The following is a 19372-nucleotide window of genomic DNA, read 5'->3' on the forward strand; positions in this document are numbered from 1 at the left end:
AACAGGGTTAATCGGCGATTAAGGAACTTGCCGCGACACGATGTCGAAGCGCCCGTTTGGCCGCGAATCCCCTCAAACTGGCCTCATGGACGTCGGCTACTTCTTCAGAGCGGTCTTCGGGCTGCTGGTCGCCCTGGGCCTGTTCGGCCTGGTGGCGGTGGCGCTGCGCCGTTACGGCGCGGGCGCGCTTGGCAAGTTCGCCGCGCCGCTGAAGGGCGAGCGGCGGCTGGCGGTCATCGAGACCCTGGTGCTCGATCCGTCGCGCCGCCTGGTGCTGGTCGCCTGCGACGGCCAGGAGAAGCTGATCCTGCTGGGCGAGGGCCAGGTGCTGGGCCCGGTCGACAAGCCAGCCAAGACGACGGGGGCCCGCGGCTGATGGGCGAGCTCATCGCCGCCATCCGCGCCCTGCCCGCGGCGGAGTGGCGCCGGGCGGCGGGCCTGGCCGGTCTGACCACCGTCCTCACCCTGATCTTCCCGGCCATGGCCGCGGCCCAGGCGGTGAACATCAACCTGGGGTCGGGCGCCGGCCTGACCGACCGGGTGGTGCAGTTGGTCGGTCTCCTGACCGTGCTGTCGCTCGCGCCCTCCATCGTGATCATGACCACCTCATTCGTGCGGATCGTGGTGGTGCTGTCCCTGTTGCGCACGGCGCTCGGCCTGCAGCAAAGCCCGCCGAACGCGGTGATCATCTCGCTGTCGCTGTTCCTGACGGCCATCGTCATGGGCCCGACCTTCGACGCCTCGTACCAGGCCGGCATCAAGCCGCTGCTGGATCACAAGATGGAGCTGCCGCAGGCCTTCGACGCCTCCAGCGCGCCGGTGAAGACCTTCATGCTGAGCCAGGTGGACCGCGGCGACCTCGACCTGTTCGTGCGGCTCTCCAAGGTCCCCCGCCCCGCGAAGATCGCCGACACCCCGATCCGGGTGGTGACGCCGGCCTTCATGATCAGCGAGCTGAAGCGCGCCTTCGAGATTGGCTTCCTGCTGTTCGTGCCGTTCCTGGTGATCGACCTGGTGGTGGCCAGCGTCTTGATGAGCATGGGCATGATGATGTTGCCGCCGGTGGTGGTGAGCCTGCCTTTCAAGCTGATCTTCTTCGTCCTGGTGGACGGTTGGCGGCTGGTGGCAGGCAGTCTCGTGCAGAGCTTCCAGCACGGACCCGGCGCCGGCTAGCCCTTCGCCGCGGTCGGGGCCTCGGCGCGCCTGGCCGGCGCGGCCGCGGGCTTGGCCGCCGGCGCGGCGGCGCGGGGCTCGCGGAAGCGGGCCTTCATCTTGTCGACCCAGCCGGCGAACACCTCGTTGTCGGCGCTGACGCGGCCGAAGTCGGCGACGTTCAGATGGCCGCCGGACATGCCGGCCAGGGCGATCCTCAAGGCATCGGGGTTGTGCGCGCCTTCGATGAAGCCCTGGTACTCGCCGCGCAGGCGGGCGAGCGCGGCGTCGTCGCCGGCCAGGCTGTAGGCCACGCCGGCGCGGAGCAGCCGTCCCTCTTCCTCGGCGGCGAGCGGCGTCGCGGTCTTGTAGCGGTCGCCGAGCGATTTCTCGTACAGCGGCGCGGCGGCCGCCCAATTCTTCTGTTTCCAGGTGACCTCGGCGCGCAGCTCCTGGGCGTCTTTCGAGGCGTCCTTGTCGAGGATCTCCAGGGCTGAATCGAAGCGGCCGACGCCGGCCCAGGCGCGAGCCTCGATCAGCCGGCGCTGGGCGTTGAGGGCGGCGGGCAGGATGGTGGTGCGCGAGGCGTTGATCGCCTGGATCGCCTGCTCCGGCTTTTTGTCCATCAGGTAGATCACGGCCAGGTCGGTGGCGACCTGCGCCTTGGACACGCCGTCGAGGCGATTGTCGGCCTGGTACTTCAGGAGTTCGGCGGCCTGGTCCAGCAGGTCCACGTCGACCAGCCGGCGGACCAGCTTGCGCACCATGGCGTCGCCGTCGGCGCCGATCGGGGTCAGCTCCTTGAAGTCGTAAAACAGGGCGAGCGCCTGGATGGGTTCGAGCCCGTCGGCGGAACCGTCCAGGAAGAGGCCGCGGAAGGCGGCGGTGAGGTCGGCCTGCAGCTGCAGGGCCTCGGGCAGGTCGGGCAGCCGCTTGCCGGCCGAGCGCAGGGCCTCGAGCGCCTCGCGGTAGCGGCCCTGGCCGAGATAGAGCTGGCCCAGCGCGCGGATGGTCTCCAGTTCGGTGGCGTCGCCGCGCCAGCGATAGCGCAGGCCGTCGAACACGCCCGCCGCCTGGACAGGGGTGATCTTGCCGCCATCGAGCTGGATCTGGGTGGCGCGCAGCAGGGCCGGCGCCGACAGGTACTCGGCCGGCGCCTTGGCGATCGCCTGGTAGACATGCAGCGCCCGGTCCTTGTGGCCCTGCAGCTCGATGACCCGGGCCTGCACGAGGCGGGTGGCGAGCTCCTCGTAGGGATCTGTCTTCTCCAGCAAGGCCAGGCGGATGCGGCTGTCGGCGCCGTTCAGGTCGCCCTGCGCCAGAGCGGCCTGGGCGTCGGCGCGGGCGAAGCGCACCTTCCACACGGCGGGGAACAGGGCGTAGGCCTCGGCGCCCTTGGCGAACTGGGTGCGGGCCTCGGCATATTGCGCGAGCTGCGAGGCGACGTAGGCCCGCCACAGCGCGCTGGCCGGGTCCTCCACCAGGACCGGCGAGGAGAAGTCGGTGTCGGCCTCCTTGTAGCGGCGGGCCATGACGCGGGCCACGCCGCGCAGGCCGCGGAATTCCGCATCGTCCAGCAGCTTGGGCTGGTCGTGGGCCGCCTCGTTGAGCACGCCGATGGCTTCGAACGACAGCTCCGAGCCGACCAGGAAGCGGGCCATGGCCATCCGCGCGGCGGTGGGCGCGCCGGGGCCGGTCCTGGCCTGCTCGGTCGAGGCCGCCGACAGCAGCGCGTTGTAGCGGGCGAGGAATCCGCCGGAGCCGGTGCGCGGCCAGTTCTCGTAGTCCACCAGGGAGGGCATGGCCGCCGGCTGCGGGGCGCCCAGCTGCGCCTGCTCGCGGTCCTGCGTCGCCCACTTGGGCGAGAGCACCAGGCCAGCCGACGGACGCCCGATGTGGACGATGTCGCCGGCCCGATCGACGGAGAGGTCGTCGATGTAGCTTTCGACGGCGAGACCCTGCACCGAGGGCAGCAAGGCCATCTGCACATATTCGCGCCGCGAGGGCAGGCCCTTGGCCGGGCCCAGCGCGGTGACCACCGAGAGCACGTCGCCGACGGCCGGGTCCACCAGCTTGACGATGCGGGTCGCGCCGGCCACCGGGGCCTTCAGCACGGCGGGCCCCTGCGCATCGTCGCGGGCGACGTGCACGAGGCTGGGCTGGCCCTGATCGCCGGGACCGAGCGCAATGGTCCAGACCGCGCCCTGGCTGACGGCGAACACCGGGATCTGGTGGGCCGCATCGATGCGGATCGCGGTGTAGTCCGCGCCGCGGTAGGCGGTGAGGCCTGAGAACTGCTTCAGGCCGCGAGGCGCTTTCGAGACGTCCAGCGTCGCCGCCGCGTCGAACACCACCCAGACGGCGTCGCCGCGCCGGAACACCGCGGCCCCGGCCGGATTGGCCCAGCCGAAGGTGAGCAGCACCTGCTGATTGGCGACCTTGGCGTCCATGTGGACGACGCCGCCGGCCGGGATCGGATTGGGCCGGGGCGGTTCCGGCGACGGCGCTTGCGCGGCGAGCTGGGCCTTGGCCGCAGCCGCGGGATCCGGGGTCGGCTTGGCGAACACATTGATGAAGGCCGCCCCATCGGCGAAGCCCAGCTTGGCGTCGGCGTCGTCCGTGAGGGTGATCGCCAGCTCGAGGTGGCCGTCCACGTGGCGCTTCTCGGCGGTCTTCACCCATTTGGGCGGATCGGTGTGTAGCCGGGCGATGTCCGGATCGGCATTGCCGACGAAATCGATGACCAGGGTCTGGCCATCGCGGCGCGACTTGATCGCCCCGCCGCCGTGGAATTCGATGCGCGAGAAGTCCTGCGCCTGGGCCACATGCACGTCGAGGCCGGCTGGGGCATGGGTCGCCGACCACGCGCCGCCGGGCGCCACGACGGCCGCGATGGCGACCGCAGCGACGCCGGAGCGCAGGGTGCGGCGCAGGCTCATCGGTCAGCCGGCCTTCGGGGCGGCGGCCGGGGCGGGCGGTGTGGCGGCGGCCGGGGCCGCGTCGGCGGCGGGCGGCTTGGCGGCCGAGGCCTGCTTGGAGGCCGGCGCCTTCTTGCGCGGGCGGGCCTTGGCGGTCTTCACGGCCGCAGGCTTGGCCGGCGCCGCCGCGGCGGCAGCGGCCGGCGCAGGCTTGGCCGGATCGGCTTGGGCGATGCCGTTGGCGGCCAGGATCTGGGCGGCGGCGAAGCGCTTGGCCAGCGACTCCGTCAGCTTCTTGGCCTCGATCGGCGGCATCTGGGCCAGGATCGCCGAGAGCGAGCGCTCCTTCATCTTGGCGGCGATCGGCAGCCGCACGGCGTCGTCCAGCAGCGTCATGCGCGGGGCGGCGTCCTTGGGCTTCATGCCTTCGAACACCTTCACCAGCCGGTCGACCTCGGCGGCCTCGCGGCCGTCGGCCTGGGTGAGCAGGCCCTGCACGTCGGCCTTGAGGCCGGTGAGCGCCTTGGCCTTGGCGTCGAGCTTGGCCTCGGCGGCGGCCAGCAGGGCCATCTGGGTGTCGAGGTCGGTGGCGCGCTGGTCGAGCTCGCCGCGGCGAGCCCCCAGGTTCTGCAGCACCTGCAGCTCGGCCGGCGACAGCCCGGCTTCCTTGGCGAGCTCGGCGGCGGTGGGGGCGCAGACCGCCTGCGGCTTGATGCTGGGCGGCGGCAGCGCGGGGATGACGGGGGCGGTGTTCGCCGCGTCGGCCGTGGCGGCGGGATCGCCGGCCTTGGCGTCCTTGGACTTGTCCGCCTTGCCCTTGGCGGGCTTGGCGCCCTTGGCGGTTTCCTCGGCGAAGGCCTTGGCGTTCGAGAACAGGCTCGGCAGATCGCGGGCGCCGGCGAGCGCGTTGACCGCCAGGACGCCGCCGATGGCGACGCCCACCAGCGGCAGGATACGCGGCATGGATTTCATAGGCGGCCTCCTTGATGCAGCCGGAGCGGCGGGTCTTCGAAGAGGTCGTCTTCGGGACTGACGCGGGGACGCAGCGGCGCGGCGGCGATCGGCGCGGGACGCTCGGCCCGTTCCGGGCGCTCGGGCCGGCCCCGGCCCTCGCGGGCGGCGGCCAGCAGCATGCCGAGCCGCTTGTCGTGGCCCTCGTCGCGGGGGTCGGGGGCTTCCTTGGCCTCGCGCGGCGCGACGATGATCAGGCGCTCCAGCTTGGCGGCCAGGGCCCGGCCCTTCTCGATGCGGTCGGCGAGCGTGTCGACGGCCTCGTCGGTGGCGGCGCGCAGGTCGGCAAGCCCCTGCTCGGCGCGCTCGGCGGCGGCGTTCAGTTCGCGAACCGCGATGGCGAAGCCGTCGTGGCTGTCGCGCAGGGCCTTCAAACGCTTGTTGAGCCGAAGGCCCAGGACCAGGGCGGCGCCCAGCAAGCCCGCCAGCAGCAGGTTCATGGCAAGACCGATCAGTGTCATTCACTGGCCCTCGTGACGGCCGCGCGGGCGTTGGGCGGAAGGGGCGCCTCCACGCGGACGGCGATGTGGGAATTGCGGCGGCCCATGCGGCCTCGCGTGAGCGGAATCGAGCCCGCTCGAAGCTCGATCAAACTGTCGGGGGTGGCGTTCAGCATGATGGTGTCGCCGACCTTCAGATCGAGGATCTGGCGCAGCGGCACCTGCTGTTCGTCGAGCACGGCGCGGACGTCCATGCTGGTGGTCCAGAGCTCGCTGGCGAGGTGGCTTTCCCAGATGTTGTCGCGCCCGAACTTCTCGCCCATGAACTGCTGCAGCAGCATCTTCCGGATCGGCTCGAGGGTGGCGTAGGGCAGCAACAACTCGATGCGGCCGCCGCGGTCCTCCATGTCGACGCGCAGCTTCACCAGGATGGCCGCATTGGCGGGTCTTGCGATGGCGGCGAAGCGCGGATTGGTCTCCAGGCGATCGAGGGTGAAGCTGACCGGCGTCAGCGGCTCGAAGGCCGAGCGGGCGTCGTTGAGCACCACCTGCACCATCTGCTGGACCAGCACGCGCTCGATGGTGGTGTAGGGCCGGCCCTCGATGCGCATGGCCGCGGTGCCGCGCCGGCCGCCCAGGAGCACGTCGACGATCGAATAGATCAGGTTCGAGTCGACCGTCAGCAGGCCGTAATTGTCGAGCTCCTCGGCGCGAAACACCGCCAGGATGGCCGGCAGCGGGATCGAGTTGAGGTAGTCGCCGAAGCGGATCGAGGAAATGTTGTCGAGGCTCACCTCGACGTTGTCGGACGTGAAATTGCGCAGCGAGGTCGTCATGTACCGGACCAGCCGGTCGAAGACGATCTCCAGCATCGGCAGGCGTTCGTAGGAGACCAGCGCCGAGTTGATGATCGCCCGGATGCCGGTGCGCTCGGACATCTCCTCCTCGGAGAGGTCGAAGCCCAGCAGGCTGTCGATCTCCTCCTGGTTGAGGATCCGCTCGGAGCCGATGGCCCCGTCGCCCTGGGCCGGCGCCGTGCCGTCGGAGGCGGCCGTCTCGCTCCACTCGCCGTCGGCCGGCGCCGCGGCGTCGGCGGCGGGGGTTTCGACGGCTTCGGGGGTTTCGGGATCTTCGGCCATACTGACTTGGACCAACCGTCCGCGGAGGCGGGCTAGTTGATCAGCATCTCCTCGATGAGGACGGCGTTCGCCTTGGAGGGCGCGATCACCAGATTGACCCGGCGCAGCAGTTCCATGCGCAGCTGGTAGGAGCCCTGGCTGCCCGACAGGTCCTCGGGGCGCAGCTCACGCAGGAAGGTCTGGAACATGTCCTGCAGCCTCGGCATGTTCGGCTCCAGCGCGTCGGCGGCCTCCTGGTCGGGCAGCTCCAGGGTGAGCTTCAGCTTCAGGAAGGTGGGCCGGCCGTCGGCGGTCTGCATGTTCACGACGATGTCGGGCACGGTGTAGAACAGCACCCCATCGGGGCCCTCGCGGACCTGGGCCACCGCGCCCTTGCCGTCCTTGCCGGGCTTCTCGTCCTTGCCGCCCTTCTTGGCCTTGTGGGCCTTGCCCGACGCCGCGGCGTCCGGCTTGGGCTTCAGCAGGAAGAAGGCCGCCCCGCCCCCGCCGCCCAGCACCACCAGCGCCGCTGCGCCGATGATGATCAGCATCTTGAGCGACAGCTTTTTCTTCGGTGGCGCAGCCTCGCCGTCCTCGCCTTCGACGACTTCGGCTTCGGGCGCCTCTTTGACTGCGGCTTCGGCCACGCGCGCGTTCCTTAGAATCCTAGTCGCTCACGTGTGCGGGGCGTTTGGTTAAGAACCCGTTTTTAACCGACCTTAACGGCGGCCAACCCTACCCGGCAGTTTTCGCCGACGGGCCGGCGTTAACCATTTTAACCGCTGAATTTCTTTGGGTTTTCATCTGGCCCGAAGCTTGCAGCGCTGTTGTCGAATTCGAACGCGGGTCGAGGCCCAGGAAATTAATGGACAACAGCCTCTACGTCGGACTGTCGAAGCAGCTGGTGCTGCAAAGGCAGATGGACATCATCGCCAACAACATCGCCAACGCCGACACCGCCGGCTTCAAGGTGGAGGCGTTGACCGAGACCGAGGACCCGCAGGCCCCGGCCTTCACGCTGGGCGGTCCCGCGCCGGTCAAGTTCGTGATGCCCAGCGGCGTCGTCCGCAACTTCGGCCAGGGCGCGCTGCGCAAGACCGATTCGCCGTTCGACGTGGCCATCGACGGCCAAGGCTTCTTCAAGGTCCAGACGCCCAAGGGCGAGCGCTACACCCGCGACGGCCGCTTCCGCATGGACGACACGGGCAAGCTGGTGACCCAGAGCGGCGCGGCCGTGCTGGACGACGGCGGCGGCGAGATCGCGCTGTCGGTCGACAAGGGCCCGATCACCATCTCGGGCGACGGCACCATCAGCCAGGGCACCGAGCGCTTGGGCAAGCTCGGCGTGGTCACCTTCACCAACCTCTCCACCTTGGAGAAGGTGGGCGACAACCTGATGCAGAACACCTCCAACCAGACCGGCACGCCGGCCACCGAGGCCAAGCTGCGCCAGGGGATGCTGGAGGGCTCCAACGTCAATCCCATCCAGGAGATCACCCGCATGATCGAGGTCTCCCGGGCCTACGAACAGATGGCCAAGATGCTGGACACCCAGGCCGATCTCTCGACCCAGGCCGTCCAGCAACTCGGCAAAGCCGCTTAAGGAGCTAACCGATGCAGGCGCTTCGCACCGCAGCCACGGGCATGTCGGCCCAGCAGCTGAACGTCGAGGTCATCTCGAACAACATCGCCAATATGAACACGGTGGCGTTCAAGAAGCAGCGCGCCGAGTTCCAGGATCTGCTCTACCAGACCATGGAGCAGCCCGGGGCCCAGTCCTCCGACCAGGGCACCCTGGTGCCGACCGGCGTGCAGGTGGGCGCGGGCGTCAAGGCCGGGACGGTCTATCGGATCGCCAGCCAGGGCTCGCTGACCCAGACCGGCAACAAGTTCGACCTGGCGATCAACGGTCAGGGCTATTTCCAGGTGCTGACCCCGGCCGGCGACAACGCCTACACCCGGGCCGGCAACTTCGCGATCAACGACCAGGGCCAGCTGGTCACCCAGGACGGCTATCTGGTCCAGCCGGCGATCACCATTCCGGCCGGCGCCACCGACGTGACCATCTCCCAGGCGGGGCAGGTGCAGGTGACCACCGCCGGCAGCCCGACGCCCACGGTGGTCGGCACCCTGGAGCTCTCGACCTTCATGAACGAGGCGGGGCTCTCGGCGCAGGGCTCGAACCTGTTCAAGGAAACCGCCGCCTCCGGCCCGCCGACCCTCGGCGCGCCCGGCGTCAACGGCGTGGGCGTCCTGGTGCAGGGCTACACCGAGGCCTCCAACGTCGATCCGGTCTCCGAGATCACCGCCCTGATCATCGCCCAGCGCGCCTACGAGATGAACTCCAAGGTGATCTCCACCGCCGACGCCATGCTGGGCGTCGCCAACCAGGTGAAGTCATAAGCCCATGAAGGCGCTCGTCCTCGCCGCCGCCCTGATGGCCGCCGCGGGCCCGGCGCTGGCCGGCCAACCGGTCCGCCTGCGGGCCGACACGGCCAATGCCGACGGCGCCGTCACCCTGGACGACCTGTTCGAGGGCGCCGGCCCGGCCGGGCGCGTCGTGGTCGCCAACCGCACCGCCACGAGCGTCGTGCTGAACGCCAAGATGGTGCAGGCCGCGGCCCGCCGCGCCGGCCTCGACTGGGACAATTCCGAGGGTCTGAAGACCCTGGTGGTGCACGGCGGACCGGTCTCGGCTGCGGCCACGGCGCGCTCGTTGGCCACGCCGGCCGCCGCCCAGCGCGGCAACGTCGAGGTGCTGACCTGGGCGCGGGACATCTCGGCCGGCGAGACCGTCGCGCCGGAGGACCTGGTGTGGAGCAAGGCCGCCGTGACGCCGTCGGATTCGCCGCACGATCCGGACGCCATCATCGGCCTGGCCGCCCGCCATCCGCTGCGGGCCGGGGCCGCGGCGCTCGCCCGCGACGTCTCCGCGCCCGCCGTCATCAAGGCCGGCGACATGATCACCGTGGTGTTCCAGGCCGAGGGAATCTCGCTCGCCCTGCAGGGCAAGGCGCTGGGCGCCGCCGGTGTCGGCGAGACCCTGAACGTCGAGAACACGGTCTCGAAGAAGACCATCCAGGTGGTGGTCACCGGTCCCGGGCGCGCCATCGTCGGCCCGCAGGCCGAGGACCTCAAGGCCGCCCGCTCCACCCGTATCGCGTCCCGTTGAAGGAAGCTCCCATGCGTCTGTCGATGATCGCCCTCCTCGCCCTCCTGCCGCTGGGCGCCTGTTCCTCGGTGATGGAGGCGGTGAAGGGACCGGAACTCGCGCCCGTCGGCTATCCCGCCGCCCTGGTGCCGCGCGAGCAGGCAGTGCTGCCGCTGGCCGCGCCGCGCGACGAGCCGCGCCCGGCGAGCGCCAACTCGCTCTGGCGCACCGGCGCCCGCGAATTCTTCGCCGACCAGCGCGCCGCCCGGGTCGGCGACATCGTCACCGTGCTGATCGAGATCGACGACAGCGCCAAGACCATCAACTCGACGACCAGCTCGCGCACGGCGGGCCTCACCGCCGGCATCCCGCACCTGCTCGGCCTGGAATCCAGCCTGGGCAAGATCCTGCCGAAGGGCTTCGATCCGGCCAACGCCCTGGAGACCTCGTCGAAGACCTCCAACGCCGGCGCAGGCGCGGTGAACCGGGCGGAGAAGATCAGCCTGACCATCGCCGCGGTGGTCACCACGGTGCTGCCGAACGGAAACCTGGTGATCCAGGGCACCCAAGAGGTGCGCACCAACACCGACCTGCGCCAGCTGACCGTCGCCGGCATCGTGCGCCCGGAGGATATCTCGTCCTCCAACACCGTGCGCCACACCCAGATCGCCGAGGCGAGGATCTCCTACGGCGGCCGCGGCGACATCAGCCGGGTGCAGAAGACCCCGGCCGGCCAGTCGCTGATCGAGAAGTTCTCGCCCTTCTGACCCCGAAGGCGGCAACGCCTGAGGCCCGCGTGGCGTTCTCTTCCGCAAGGAAGGGGTCGTCATGCGCCGCGCCGTTTTCGTCAGCCTGATCGCCGGCCTGGGCGCGGCCGCCTGCGCCACGCCCCCCGCCCCAGGCCAGATCGCCGGCATGGGCTGGTCCCTCGCCCAGGTGGACGGGGAAGGTTCCAAGCTCGCCTACGGCCGCCCGCAGAGCGACGACGTGCTGGTGATGCTGACCTGCCAGCCGAGATCGAATGGGGTGCGGATCGCCGTCCTCGGCCAAGTCGCCTCCGCGCACATCGATCTCGGCGACGGCGCACAGAGACGCCGCGTCCCCGCCGCGGCGAGCCCGGCCGGCATCAGCAACGCTGTGATGATCGAGAGCACGGTCGCCCCGAATGACCCAGTGCTGGCGCGCTTCTCCTTGAGCGGCGAGTTGGCGATTGATGTGGGCGACGGCACACGTCTGCCCCTGCCCGCTGTCGATCGGGGCACGGTCCGGCGGTTCATTCAAACTTGTCGTGATTAAGCGACCCGCGACACTCCGGTCAGTTCCCGTTCATGTGGTCTCAGGCGTAACTTGGCGGTTGAGGGCGCTGAGGACTTGTCGTGTTCAGGTATTTCGTAACCGGTGCGTTCGCCGCCGCGATGCTGGCGGGCGCGAGCCATGCCGCTCCGGCTGCGGCCACCAATTCGGTCTTCACCTGGATCATCTCGCCGGATGAGGACAGCTGCCACACCGACATCGAGCTGCTCGGCCGGTCGAGCAATCCCGCCCAGATCTCGCTGGCCTCCGACGGCCAGCTGATCGTCCTGAAGTTCACCAAGGACGAGATGCCGAAGCGCGCCTTCCTGGCCATCGACATCGACAAGAAACCCTATTCGAACCTGCTGACCCGCATGGAGGACCCCAAGGTCGGGACCATGGTGCTGAGCGACGAGACGGTGAGCGCGTTGCGCAAAGGCGGCACCCTCCTGATCGCCTGGCTGGGCGACGAGCCGGTGAGCGCCAAGCTCGCCGGCGCCCAGCAGGGCCTCAACGACCTCAAGGTCTGCGGCGCGCAGGTGAACGTCCAGTACCGCGCCCAGGTCGCCGCCCGGCAGGAGGCCAAGGCCCGCGCTGAAGCCGAGGCGCGCGCCAAGCGCTTGGCCGACGAGCAGATCGCCCTGGTCCGCGCCCAGAAGGACGCCGCCGAGGCCCAGGCCCAGCAGGTGGCCGATGAGACCCACCGCCAGCAGGTCGAGGCCGAGGCCAAGCGCCAGCAGGCGGAGGACGACCAGCGCGCGCGCGACGCCGAGGCGCAGCGTCAGGAATATCTGCAGCGCTACTATCCGCAGCGCCCGAGCTATCCGCCGCCGGGCTACTACCGGCCCTACTAGCGCCCTAGGCGGCCCGCCGCTCGAGCCAGGGCGCCATGCGCCGCAGCACGCCGTCCTTGACCACCACATGGTGATAGAGCGCCGCGCCCGCGTGGCCGACGGCCAGCGCGATGATCAGCCAGCCGTTCCACTCGTGGAAATGACCGATCAGATCATTGGTGGACTTTGACACCTCGGCCATCGGCGAAGGGATCTGCAGGCCGAAGAAGCTCATCGCCTCGCCGCCCGACCAGCGCAGCACGAACCCGAGCGCCGCCTCCAGCGCCAACAGGCCGTAGAGCAGGTAATGCACCGCCTTGGCGGCGAGCTGCTGAAGGCCCGCGGCGGCCGGCGGCAGCTGGTGGCCGGGAATCAGCCGCCAGACGATGCGCGCGATCACCACCGCCGCCAGGGTGATGCCGAACGACATGTGGGTGATCACCATCAGGTGGCGCGTCGGCTTGGCGAACCAGCCCCAGGTCTCCCCCAGGGCGAAATTGGCCAGCACCAGGAAGACGGTGAGCCAGTGCAGGCTGATCGCCACGCGGTCGTAGCGGGTGCGGTCGTCGCCGGCGGCGATGCGGGTGGCGGCGTTCACCGCCTGGCGTGGGGATGGGTCCATGAGCTCTCCTCGCCATGCAAACGGGCCGCGAAGCGAATGGTTGAGATTGCGGGCGCCGCTAAAGGCGCGCGGTGACAATCCGGGCGATGGCGACCAGCGTGCGCCGACGCTCGTCGGTCTCGCCGCGCCCGCCATCGGTGTAGGCCGCGATAAGGATCGGCGCGCGGCCGGGCGGCCAGAAGATCGCCACGTCGTTGACCGCGCCGCCGGTCGGGCCCGTGCCGGTCTTGTCGCCGACCCGCCAGCCTTTCGGAACACCGGCCCGCAGGCACTCATCGCCGGTCTGATTGGCCACCATCCAGCCGACCAGTCGTTCGCGCGAGGCGGGCGAGAGCGCGCCGCCCAGGGCCAGCTTGCGGAGATCCGCGACCATGGCGTCGGGCGTGGTGGTGTCGCGCGGATCCCCCGGCTTGACCCGATTGAGCTCGGGTTCGCGGCGGTCGAGGCGGGTGGCGGGATCGCCCAGCGAGCGGGCGTAGGCGGTCACCCCCGGCGGCCCGCCCAGCACATTGAGGAGCAGGTTTGCAGCCCCATTGTCACTCAGCGTCATGGCGGCTTCGCAAAGCGTGGCGAGCGGCAGCTCCTCGCCGATGTGCTTCTCGGTGACCGGGGCCCAGCCGACGACATCAGCCTTGTCGACGCGAAGCCGGCGCTCCAGCCGCTCGTGGCCGGCGTCCACGCGGGCGAGGACGGCGCCGGTCGCGAGGAGCTTGAAGGTGGAGCACATGGCGATGCGCTCAGTGGGTTTGTAACGCAGGCGCCGGCCAGACCCGGCGTCGACCGCCGAGACGCCGATGCGGTTTCCGCTATCGCGTTCGAGGTCGCGCATCTCCTGCTCGAAGGACGTCGCCGCGCGCGCCGGCAGGGCGACGCCCGCCGCCGCCAACGCCAGGGCGTCGCGTCGGGTCAGCATGTGAGGCTAGGCACGCCGTCCCGCGATGGAGGCGTTGCTGACGCCCAGCGCATCCAGCGCGCCGCGCAATATGCCGTCGGCATCGAGGCCCGCCTGGGCGTACATGGCCTCGGGCTTGTCCTGGTCCTGGAAGATGTCGGGCAGGGTGAGCGTGCGGACCTTGAGGCCGCGATCGAGCACGCCGTGCTGCGCCAGGGTCTGCAGGACGAAGGCGCCGAAGCCGCCGACCGAGCCCTCTTCCACGGTGACCAGGGCCTCGTGCTCGCGGGCGAGCCGCAGGATCAGGTCGATGTCCAGCGGCTTGGCGAAGCGCGCGTCAGCGACCGTGGCGGGGAGCCCCCGCGCCGCCAGCATGTCGGCCGCCTTCAGCGAATCCGCCAGGCGCGTGCCAAGCGACAGGATGGCGACCGCCGTTCCTTCGCGGACGATGCGGCCCCTGCCGATCTCCAGCGGCTCGGCGAGCGCCGGGATCTCGACGCCGGTCCCTTCGCCGCGCGGATAGCGGAAGGCGCTCGGCCGGTCGTCGATGGCCACGGCGGTGGCGACCATATGGGCCAGCTCCGCCTCATCGGCGGCGGCCATGACCACCATGCCCGGCAGCGCGCCCATGTAGCCCAGGTCGAAGGAGCCGGCGTGGGTCGCCCCGTCGGCGCCGACCAGGCCCGCCCGGTCGATAGCGAAGCGCACCGGCAGCTTCTGGATGGCCACGTCGTGGACCACCTGGTCGTAGCCGCGCTGCAGGAAGGTCGAATAGATCGCCGCGAACGGCTTCATTCCGTCGGCCGCCAGGCCGGCGGCGAAGGTCACCGCATGCTGCTCGGCGATGCCCACGTCGAAGACGCGGTCGGGGAAGCGCTGCTGGAACAGGTCGAGGCCGGTGCCCGCCGGCATGGCCGCGGTGATCGCCACGATCTTCGGGTCGAGTTCGGCGCGCTTGACCAGCTCCTGGGCGAACACCTTGGTGTATTGCGGGGCCGCCACGTGGGTGGGTTTGGCCTGCTGGCCGGTGACCACATCGAACTTGGCGACGCCATGATACTTGTCGGCGGCGTTCTCCGCCGGCGCGTAGCCGTGGCCCTTCTGGGTAACCACGTGCACCAGCACCGGCCGGTCGTCGATCTCGCGGACGTTGTGCAGGACGTGGACCAGCGCATCCATGTCATGGCCGTCGATCGGGCCGACGTAATAGAATCCCAGCTCCTCGAAGAAGGTCCCGCCGGTGACCATGCCGCGGGCGAATTCCTCGGCCTTGCGGGCCGCCTCCTGCATCGGGCGCGGGAACACCTTGGCGACCGACTTGCCCAGGCTGCGGATCGAGCGGTAGCCGCCGCCCGACACCATGCGGGCCAGATAGGCGCTCATCCCGCCCACCGGGGGCGCGATCGACATGTCGTTGTCGTTGAGGATGACGGTCAGCTGCTTGGTGGTCTCGCAGGCCTTGTTCATCGCCTCGTAGGCCATGCCGGCGCTCATCGCCCCGTCGCCGATGACGGCCACCACCTTGTTGTCGCGGCCCTCCCGGTCGCGGGCCGCGCAAAAGCCGAGCGCCGCGGAGATCGAGGTCGCCGCGTGGGCCGCGCCGAACGGGTCGTATTCGCTCTCCGAGCGCTTGGTGAAGCCCGACAAGCCGCCGCCCTGACGCAGGGTGCGGATGCGGTCCCTGCGGCCGGTGAGGATCTTGTGCGGATAGGCCTGGTGCCCGACGTCCCAGATCAGGATGTCCCTGGGCGTGTCGTAGACATGGTGCAGGGCGACGGTGAGCTCGACGACGCCAAGGCCAGCCCCAAGATGGCCGCCGGTTTCGGACACGGCGTCGATGGTCTCAGCCCGCAGTTCGTCGGCGAGCTGCCGCAGTTGGCTTTCGGGCAGCTTCCGCACATCGGCGGGCGAGGCGACGGTGTCGAGAAGCGGGGTGACCGGGGGCATGGGGAGGATAAAACGAACTCGCGAACTAGTTGCGGCGCTCTAGCACGAAATCGACGCTGGCCCGCAGAAATTCAGCCTTCTTGCCGAACGGATCGAGGTGCGCGCGGGTCTGTTCGGCGAGCACGCCGAGGCGCTCCCTGGCCGCGTCGACGCCCAGCAGGGTGACGAAGTTGACCTTGCCCTTCTCGGCGTCCTTGCGCACCGCCTTGCCCAGTTTCTCGGCGTCGCCCTCGGCGTCCAGCAGGTCGTCGACGATCTGATAGGCCAGGCCCAGGTCATGGGCGAAGGCCAGCAGGGCGTGGCGCTCGGCCTCCTTGGCGCGGGCCATGACCAGCGGCAGCTCGAAGGCCGCGGCGATCAGCGCGCCGGTCTTCAGCCGCTGCATGCGGGCGACCCCGCCCAGGTCCTCGCGGACCCCCAGGATGTCGATCATCTGGCCGCCGGCCATGCCCTTGGCGCCGGCCGCCTGGGCGAGCCGGATCACCAGCTCGGCGCGGATCGATCCATCCGAATGGGTGTCGGGATGGGCCAGGATCTCGAAGGCGGCGGTCTGCAGGGCGTCGCCGGCCAGGACGGCGGTCGCCTCGTCATAGGCCTTGTGCACCGTCGCTCGGCCGCGGCGCACATCGTCGTCGTCCATGCAGGGCAGGTCGTCGTGGACCAGGCTGTAGGCCTGGATGCACTCCAGCGCACAGGCGCAGCGCAGCACCGAGCGGTCGTCCAGCTCGAACATCCGGCCGGTCTCCAGCGCGAAATAGGTGCGCAGTCGCTTGCCCGGCCCCAGCGCCGCATAGCGCATGGCCTCGGTCAGCCGCGCCTCCGGCCCATCGGCGCGGGGCAGCAGCTCGTCCAGGGCCACGGTCACCAGGTCGGCGGCCTCCGCCACGCGTTGGGCGAGGCCCTCCATCAGCTGAACTCGGCGGGCTCGATCCCCGGCGTCGCGCCGGCCCCGACCACGATCTTCTCGACGCGGAGGCGCGCGGCCTCCAGCCGTTGCTCGCAGTGGGTCTTCAGCGCCGCCCCGCGCTCATAGAGCTGGATGGAATCCTCCAGCGGAGCCTGGCCGGATTCCAGCCGCGCCACGATCTGCTCGAGCTCGGCCAGCGCCTGCTCGAAGCTCAAGCTCGCAATCTCGGCGGGCTCGGACATGGGATCCTCTCGGGGGGTTGCGCGCGACTACTAGAGCCGCTCGAAGCGGCGCGTCGACCAGTATTTGTAGCCTTCGCTGGCGACCTGCTTCCAGCCGCGCCCGCGCAACGCGCGGCCGATCATGAAATTGAAGAAGCCGTGGGCTAGCACCACCACGTCCTCGCCCTGTTCGGCGTAGCCGATCAGGAGGTCCGCGGCCGCGTCGGCCCGGCGCTCGGCGGCCAGCCGCGTCTCCTGGCCCTCGTGATGATTGAAGAACCACCACCAGAAGCGGGCGAGGAAGCCCCAGATGCGCGGCGAGAAGCGGACCCAGCTGGGCAAGGGCGGCGGCGGCAGGGGCGCCTCGATAAGCACCTCGTGCTGCACGAACTTGCGATCTGGCGACAGCGCCTTGGCGCTCTCGATGGAGCGCAGCCGGGTGGAGGAGACGAGCGTGCCGGCCGTCTCGACGACCTTGGCGAGCGCGGCGGGCGGCGTCTGGCCGGGCAGGATGCCCAGCACCTCGTAGCGGGCCCAGAAGTCGCGGTACTGCTGGGCCGTGAGCTTCACCTTGCGCGACAGGGCCGGTTCGCCATGGCGCGCCAGGACGATGGCGCCGGTCGGGCGCGGGGCCGCGGATTCGGAAACCTCTGCGGTCAACGGGCTGGCCATTCGATCCGGACGGCTCCTGCCATCGCGCGCACCCGCCGACCCCCGTCCTTACCCCTCAGCCAGAGCCCGAACATGCGCAAGCGCCGAGGAGCCCAGAGCTTCAAGGTCGTAGCCGCCCTCGAGCGAGGAGACAACCCGACCGTGGGCGTGGCGGTTGGCCACGTCGACGATGGCCCGGGTGGCCCAGGCGAAGTCTGGCGCCTCCAGCGACTGGCCAGCCTCGCCGATCGGATCGCGCACATGGGCGTCGAAGCCGGCCGAGACGATGATCAGATCGGGCGCGAAGGCGTCGAGGCGGCTCATCAGGCCTTCGAAGGCCTTGCGCCACACCGCGGCCGGTGCGCCGGGAGGCGCCACGGCGTTGGCGATGTTGGGCGAGGTCGGCTCGGACGGGTGGCCGGTGCCCGGCCACATGGGCCACTGCTGGATGGAGGCGAGGAACAGCCCGTCCTGCCCGTCGAAGGCCGCCTGGGTGCCGTTGCCGTGGTGGATGTCGAAATCGACGACCGCGACCTTGGCCAGGCCCGCGGCCTGCGCCGCCTTGGCCGCCACCGCCACGTTGGAGAAGATGCAGAAGCCCATGGGCAGGCCCGGCTCCGCGTGATGGCCGGGGGGCCGCACGGCGCAGAAGGCCCGGTCGGCCCTGCCGGCGGCCACGTCGCGCACCGCGCTCACCACCGCGCCGGCGGCGCGGCGGGCGGCGGTCAGGCTGCCGGCCGACATGTAGGTGTCCGGATCGAGCTTGCGGAGCCCTTGCGCCGGCGCCGCCTGGGCGATGGCCTCGACATAGGCCTGGGGATGCACGCGGGCGAGGTCGGCGTCCTCCACGAGCGGAGCATCGCGGATGGCGAGATCCAGGTCGGAGGCGTCCTCCAGGGCGTCCATCACGGCGGCCAGCCGCTCGGGCCGTTCGGGGTGGCGGTCGCCGGGACGGTGGTCGAGCATGTCCAGATGCGTGTAGAGCGCGACAGTCATATCGTCAGTCTAACCCACAATCGCCCGACGCCGATGCCCGAGCCGACCCTCCGCCGCGCCACCCCCGCCGACGCCGAAACCCTGTCGGAGATCGGCGCGCGCACCTTCGCCGAGACTTTCGGCCATCTCTATCCGTCAGGCGATCTCGCCGCTTTCCTGGCCGAAGCCTATGGACTGGAGGTCACCCGTGCGGACCTCGCGGACCCCGAAAAGGCCGCCTGGCTGGTAGAGGCGGACGGCCAGGCGGTGGGCTATGCCCAGGCGGGTCCGTGCAAGCTGCCGCACCCCGAGGTCACGGCCGCCTGTGGCGAGCTGCAGCGGCTCTATTTCGTGAAGCGCTGGCAGGGCCGCGGACTGGGCGCCAACCTGTTCGCCGAAACCCTGGCCTGGCTGCAGGCCAGGGGCCCGCGCGATGTCTGGATCGGCGTCTGGAGCGAGAATTTCGGGGCCCAGCGATTCTACGGCCGCCACGGCTTCGAGAAGGTCGGCGAATACGGCTTTCGGGTCGGCGCGACCGTGGACCACGAGTTCATCCTGCGGCGCCGCGCGGAGAGTTTTGCCAGCTTCGCCGCAACTACGGCGCAGTCTGAACACAATCCTGCCTGAATGGGCCCCCTAACCGGTTGAACATTGCGGAGAATTAACGAACTGGCCCTTGGCCCGGCCCTCCGCATTTGGGACCCTCCCCCGGGTCGTCTCGAGGGAGCGAGAGCAGGATGCTTAGGATCGGATACGTTCGACCGAGCGAGGCGGACGAGGCCGAGTCGGCGGCCGTGCTGCGGGCTCAGGGCTGCCAGGTGATCCGCATCGAGGAGGGCGCGGGCGAGGCGCCGATGGTGCTGGCCTCGATCCTGGAGTTCATCGGCGAAGGTGACCAGCTGGTGGCGCCCAACCTGCAGCACCTCGGCCGCTCGACGCGCGGCATCCTGGAGCTCATCGAACGGCTGGAGCAGCGCGGCGCGAGCCTGGTCACCGTCGACCCGCCGCTCAGCAGCGCCGGCCCCGCGGGCCAGCAGCTGCGCGCCATTCTGGAAGCCGTGGCCGCGCTGGAGCCGCCCGAAGCGCCGCGCCGGCGGACCCGCGCGCCGGCTCACGAGATCCGCGCCCTGCAGCGCGCCGGCCTGGGGCCCGTGGAAATCGCCCGCAAACTCGGCGTCTCGAGGATGACGGTCTGGCGCAAGCTGAAGGCCCTGCGCGCCGAGCCCTGCGGCGCGGCCTGA

At 70.3% G+C, this 19372-nt stretch carries 22 protein-coding genes; 10 read left to right on the forward strand and 12 right to left on the reverse strand.

Translation table 11 applies throughout. The features are described from left to right. Positions 1-85: 85 nt before the first annotated feature. Together VGT80_RS10675 and fliP are read left to right on the forward strand one after the other, a co-directional pair. Positions 86-376, forward strand: coding sequence for a flagellar biosynthetic protein FliO (locus VGT80_RS10675; RefSeq protein WP_327455594.1), 291 nt, complete (start codon positions 86-88; stop codon positions 374-376). Next, positions 376-1173 (forward strand): flagellar type III secretion system pore protein FliP, encoded by a 798-nt coding sequence (gene fliP / locus VGT80_RS10680; RefSeq protein ID WP_327455596.1) that lies wholly within the window; start codon positions 376-378, stop codon positions 1171-1173. The genes VGT80_RS10675 and fliP overlap by 1 nt, the downstream gene beginning before the upstream one ends. Here the strand turns inward: fliP and VGT80_RS10685 are convergent. From VGT80_RS10685 to VGT80_RS10705, 5 genes are read right to left on the reverse strand one after another with little or no spacing between them, the layout of a single operon-like run. Further along, positions 1170-4091: an endoglucanase gene (locus VGT80_RS10685; RefSeq protein WP_327455598.1), complete on the reverse strand. Its 2922-nt coding sequence runs from the start codon at positions 4089-4091 to the stop codon at positions 1170-1172. The two genes, fliP and VGT80_RS10685, sit on opposite strands and share 4 nt — an antisense overlap. Positions 4092-4094: 3 nt before the next feature. After that, the gene (locus VGT80_RS10690) at positions 4095-5042 is read right to left on the reverse strand and encodes a hypothetical protein (RefSeq protein ID WP_327455600.1); all 948 of its coding nucleotides are present in this window, start codon (positions 5040-5042) and stop codon (positions 4095-4097) included. Beyond that, positions 5039-5542 carry a DUF6468 domain-containing protein gene (locus VGT80_RS10695; RefSeq protein WP_327455602.1) on the reverse strand — a complete coding sequence of 168 codons (504 nt, stop codon included), beginning with the start codon at positions 5540-5542 and terminating at the stop codon, positions 5039-5041. The genes VGT80_RS10690 and VGT80_RS10695 overlap by 4 nt, the downstream gene beginning before the upstream one ends. Next, on the reverse strand, positions 5539-6660 hold the full coding sequence (fliM, locus tag VGT80_RS10700) for a flagellar motor switch protein FliM (RefSeq protein ID WP_327455604.1): 1122 nt from the start codon (positions 6658-6660) through the stop codon (positions 5539-5541). The genes VGT80_RS10695 and fliM overlap by 4 nt, the downstream gene beginning before the upstream one ends. 32 nt (positions 6661-6692) lie before the next feature. Next, positions 6693-7286 carry a flagellar basal body-associated FliL family protein gene (locus VGT80_RS10705; protein ID WP_327455606.1) on the reverse strand — a complete coding sequence of 198 codons (594 nt, stop codon included), beginning with the start codon at positions 7284-7286 and terminating at the stop codon, positions 6693-6695. 218 nt (positions 7287-7504) lie between these two features. Between VGT80_RS10705 and flgF the strand changes: the two genes are divergently transcribed. The 6 genes from flgF (at position 7505) to VGT80_RS10735 (ending at position 11937) form a co-directional block, all read left to right on the forward strand. Beyond that, complete coding sequence (gene flgF, locus VGT80_RS10710; protein ID WP_327455607.1) at positions 7505-8242, forward strand: flagellar basal-body rod protein FlgF; 738 nt, start codon at positions 7505-7507, stop codon at positions 8240-8242. Positions 8243-8253: 11 nt separating this feature from the next. Continuing rightward, positions 8254-9042, forward strand: a complete 789-nt coding sequence (gene flgG / locus VGT80_RS10715) for a flagellar basal-body rod protein FlgG (RefSeq protein ID WP_327455609.1) — start codon at positions 8254-8256, stop codon at positions 9040-9042. A 4-nt stretch (positions 9043-9046) separates the two neighbouring features. Beyond that, positions 9047-9811, forward strand: coding sequence for a flagellar basal body P-ring formation chaperone FlgA (flgA, locus tag VGT80_RS10720; protein WP_327455611.1), 765 nt, complete (start codon positions 9047-9049; stop codon positions 9809-9811). An 11-nt stretch (positions 9812-9822) separates the two neighbouring features. Beyond that, positions 9823-10557: a flagellar basal body L-ring protein FlgH gene (flgH, locus tag VGT80_RS10725; RefSeq protein ID WP_327455613.1), complete on the forward strand. Its 735-nt coding sequence runs from the start codon at positions 9823-9825 to the stop codon at positions 10555-10557. A gap of 61 nt (positions 10558-10618) precedes the next feature. After that, positions 10619-11086 carry a hypothetical protein gene (locus VGT80_RS10730; protein WP_327455615.1) on the forward strand — a complete coding sequence of 156 codons (468 nt, stop codon included), beginning with the start codon at positions 10619-10621 and terminating at the stop codon, positions 11084-11086. Positions 11087-11166: 80 nt separating this feature from the next. Further along, positions 11167-11937 (forward strand): hypothetical protein, encoded by a 771-nt coding sequence (locus VGT80_RS10735; protein WP_327455617.1) that lies wholly within the window; start codon positions 11167-11169, stop codon positions 11935-11937. A gap of 4 nt (positions 11938-11941) precedes the next feature. Here VGT80_RS10735 and VGT80_RS10740 read toward each other — a convergent pair whose 3' ends face one another. Genes VGT80_RS10740 through VGT80_RS10770 form a run of 7 tightly spaced genes read right to left on the reverse strand, consistent with a single transcriptional unit; the run spans position 11942 to position 18152 of the window. Next, complete coding sequence (locus tag VGT80_RS10740; RefSeq protein WP_327455619.1) at positions 11942-12538, reverse strand: cytochrome b; 597 nt, start codon at positions 12536-12538, stop codon at positions 11942-11944. 58 nt (positions 12539-12596) lie between these two features. Continuing rightward, a complete protein-coding gene (bla, locus tag VGT80_RS10745; protein ID WP_327455620.1) occupies positions 12597-13451 on the reverse strand; it encodes a class A beta-lactamase in 855 nt (284 codons plus the stop codon). Positions 13452-13457: 6 nt separating this feature from the next. Then, entirely contained in the window at positions 13458-15377 is a 1920-nt protein-coding gene (gene dxs, locus VGT80_RS10750; RefSeq protein WP_327455621.1) for a 1-deoxy-D-xylulose-5-phosphate synthase, read from the reverse strand. A 25-nt stretch (positions 15378-15402) separates the two neighbouring features. Then, positions 15403-16284 carry a farnesyl diphosphate synthase gene (locus tag VGT80_RS10755; protein ID WP_327455622.1) on the reverse strand — a complete coding sequence of 294 codons (882 nt, stop codon included), beginning with the start codon at positions 16282-16284 and terminating at the stop codon, positions 15403-15405. Then, positions 16284-16526 carry an exodeoxyribonuclease VII small subunit gene (locus tag VGT80_RS10760; RefSeq protein ID WP_327455623.1) on the reverse strand — a complete coding sequence of 81 codons (243 nt, stop codon included), beginning with the start codon at positions 16524-16526 and terminating at the stop codon, positions 16284-16286. The genes VGT80_RS10755 and VGT80_RS10760 overlap by 1 nt, the downstream gene beginning before the upstream one ends. 30 nt (positions 16527-16556) lie before the next feature. Beyond that, the gene (locus VGT80_RS10765; RefSeq protein ID WP_327455625.1) at positions 16557-17177 is read right to left on the reverse strand and encodes a histidine phosphatase family protein; all 621 of its coding nucleotides are present in this window, start codon (positions 17175-17177) and stop codon (positions 16557-16559) included. A gap of 48 nt (positions 17178-17225) precedes the next feature. Then, entirely contained in the window at positions 17226-18152 is a 927-nt protein-coding gene (locus tag VGT80_RS10770) for a histone deacetylase family protein (RefSeq protein WP_327455627.1), read from the reverse strand. A 33-nt stretch (positions 18153-18185) separates the two neighbouring features. Here VGT80_RS10770 and VGT80_RS10775 point away from each other — a divergent pair, with 33 nt between their 5' ends. Both VGT80_RS10775 and VGT80_RS10780 read left to right on the forward strand, forming a co-directional pair. Next, complete coding sequence (locus tag VGT80_RS10775) at positions 18186-18758, forward strand: GNAT family N-acetyltransferase (RefSeq protein WP_327455629.1); 573 nt, start codon at positions 18186-18188, stop codon at positions 18756-18758. A gap of 110 nt (positions 18759-18868) precedes the next feature. Further along, on the forward strand, positions 18869-19372 hold the full coding sequence (locus tag VGT80_RS10780) for a recombinase family protein (protein WP_327455631.1): 504 nt from the start codon (positions 18869-18871) through the stop codon (positions 19370-19372).

Source organism: Phenylobacterium sp., from assembly GCF_035944335.1.
Lineage (GTDB): Bacteria > Pseudomonadota > Alphaproteobacteria > Caulobacterales > Caulobacteraceae > Phenylobacterium.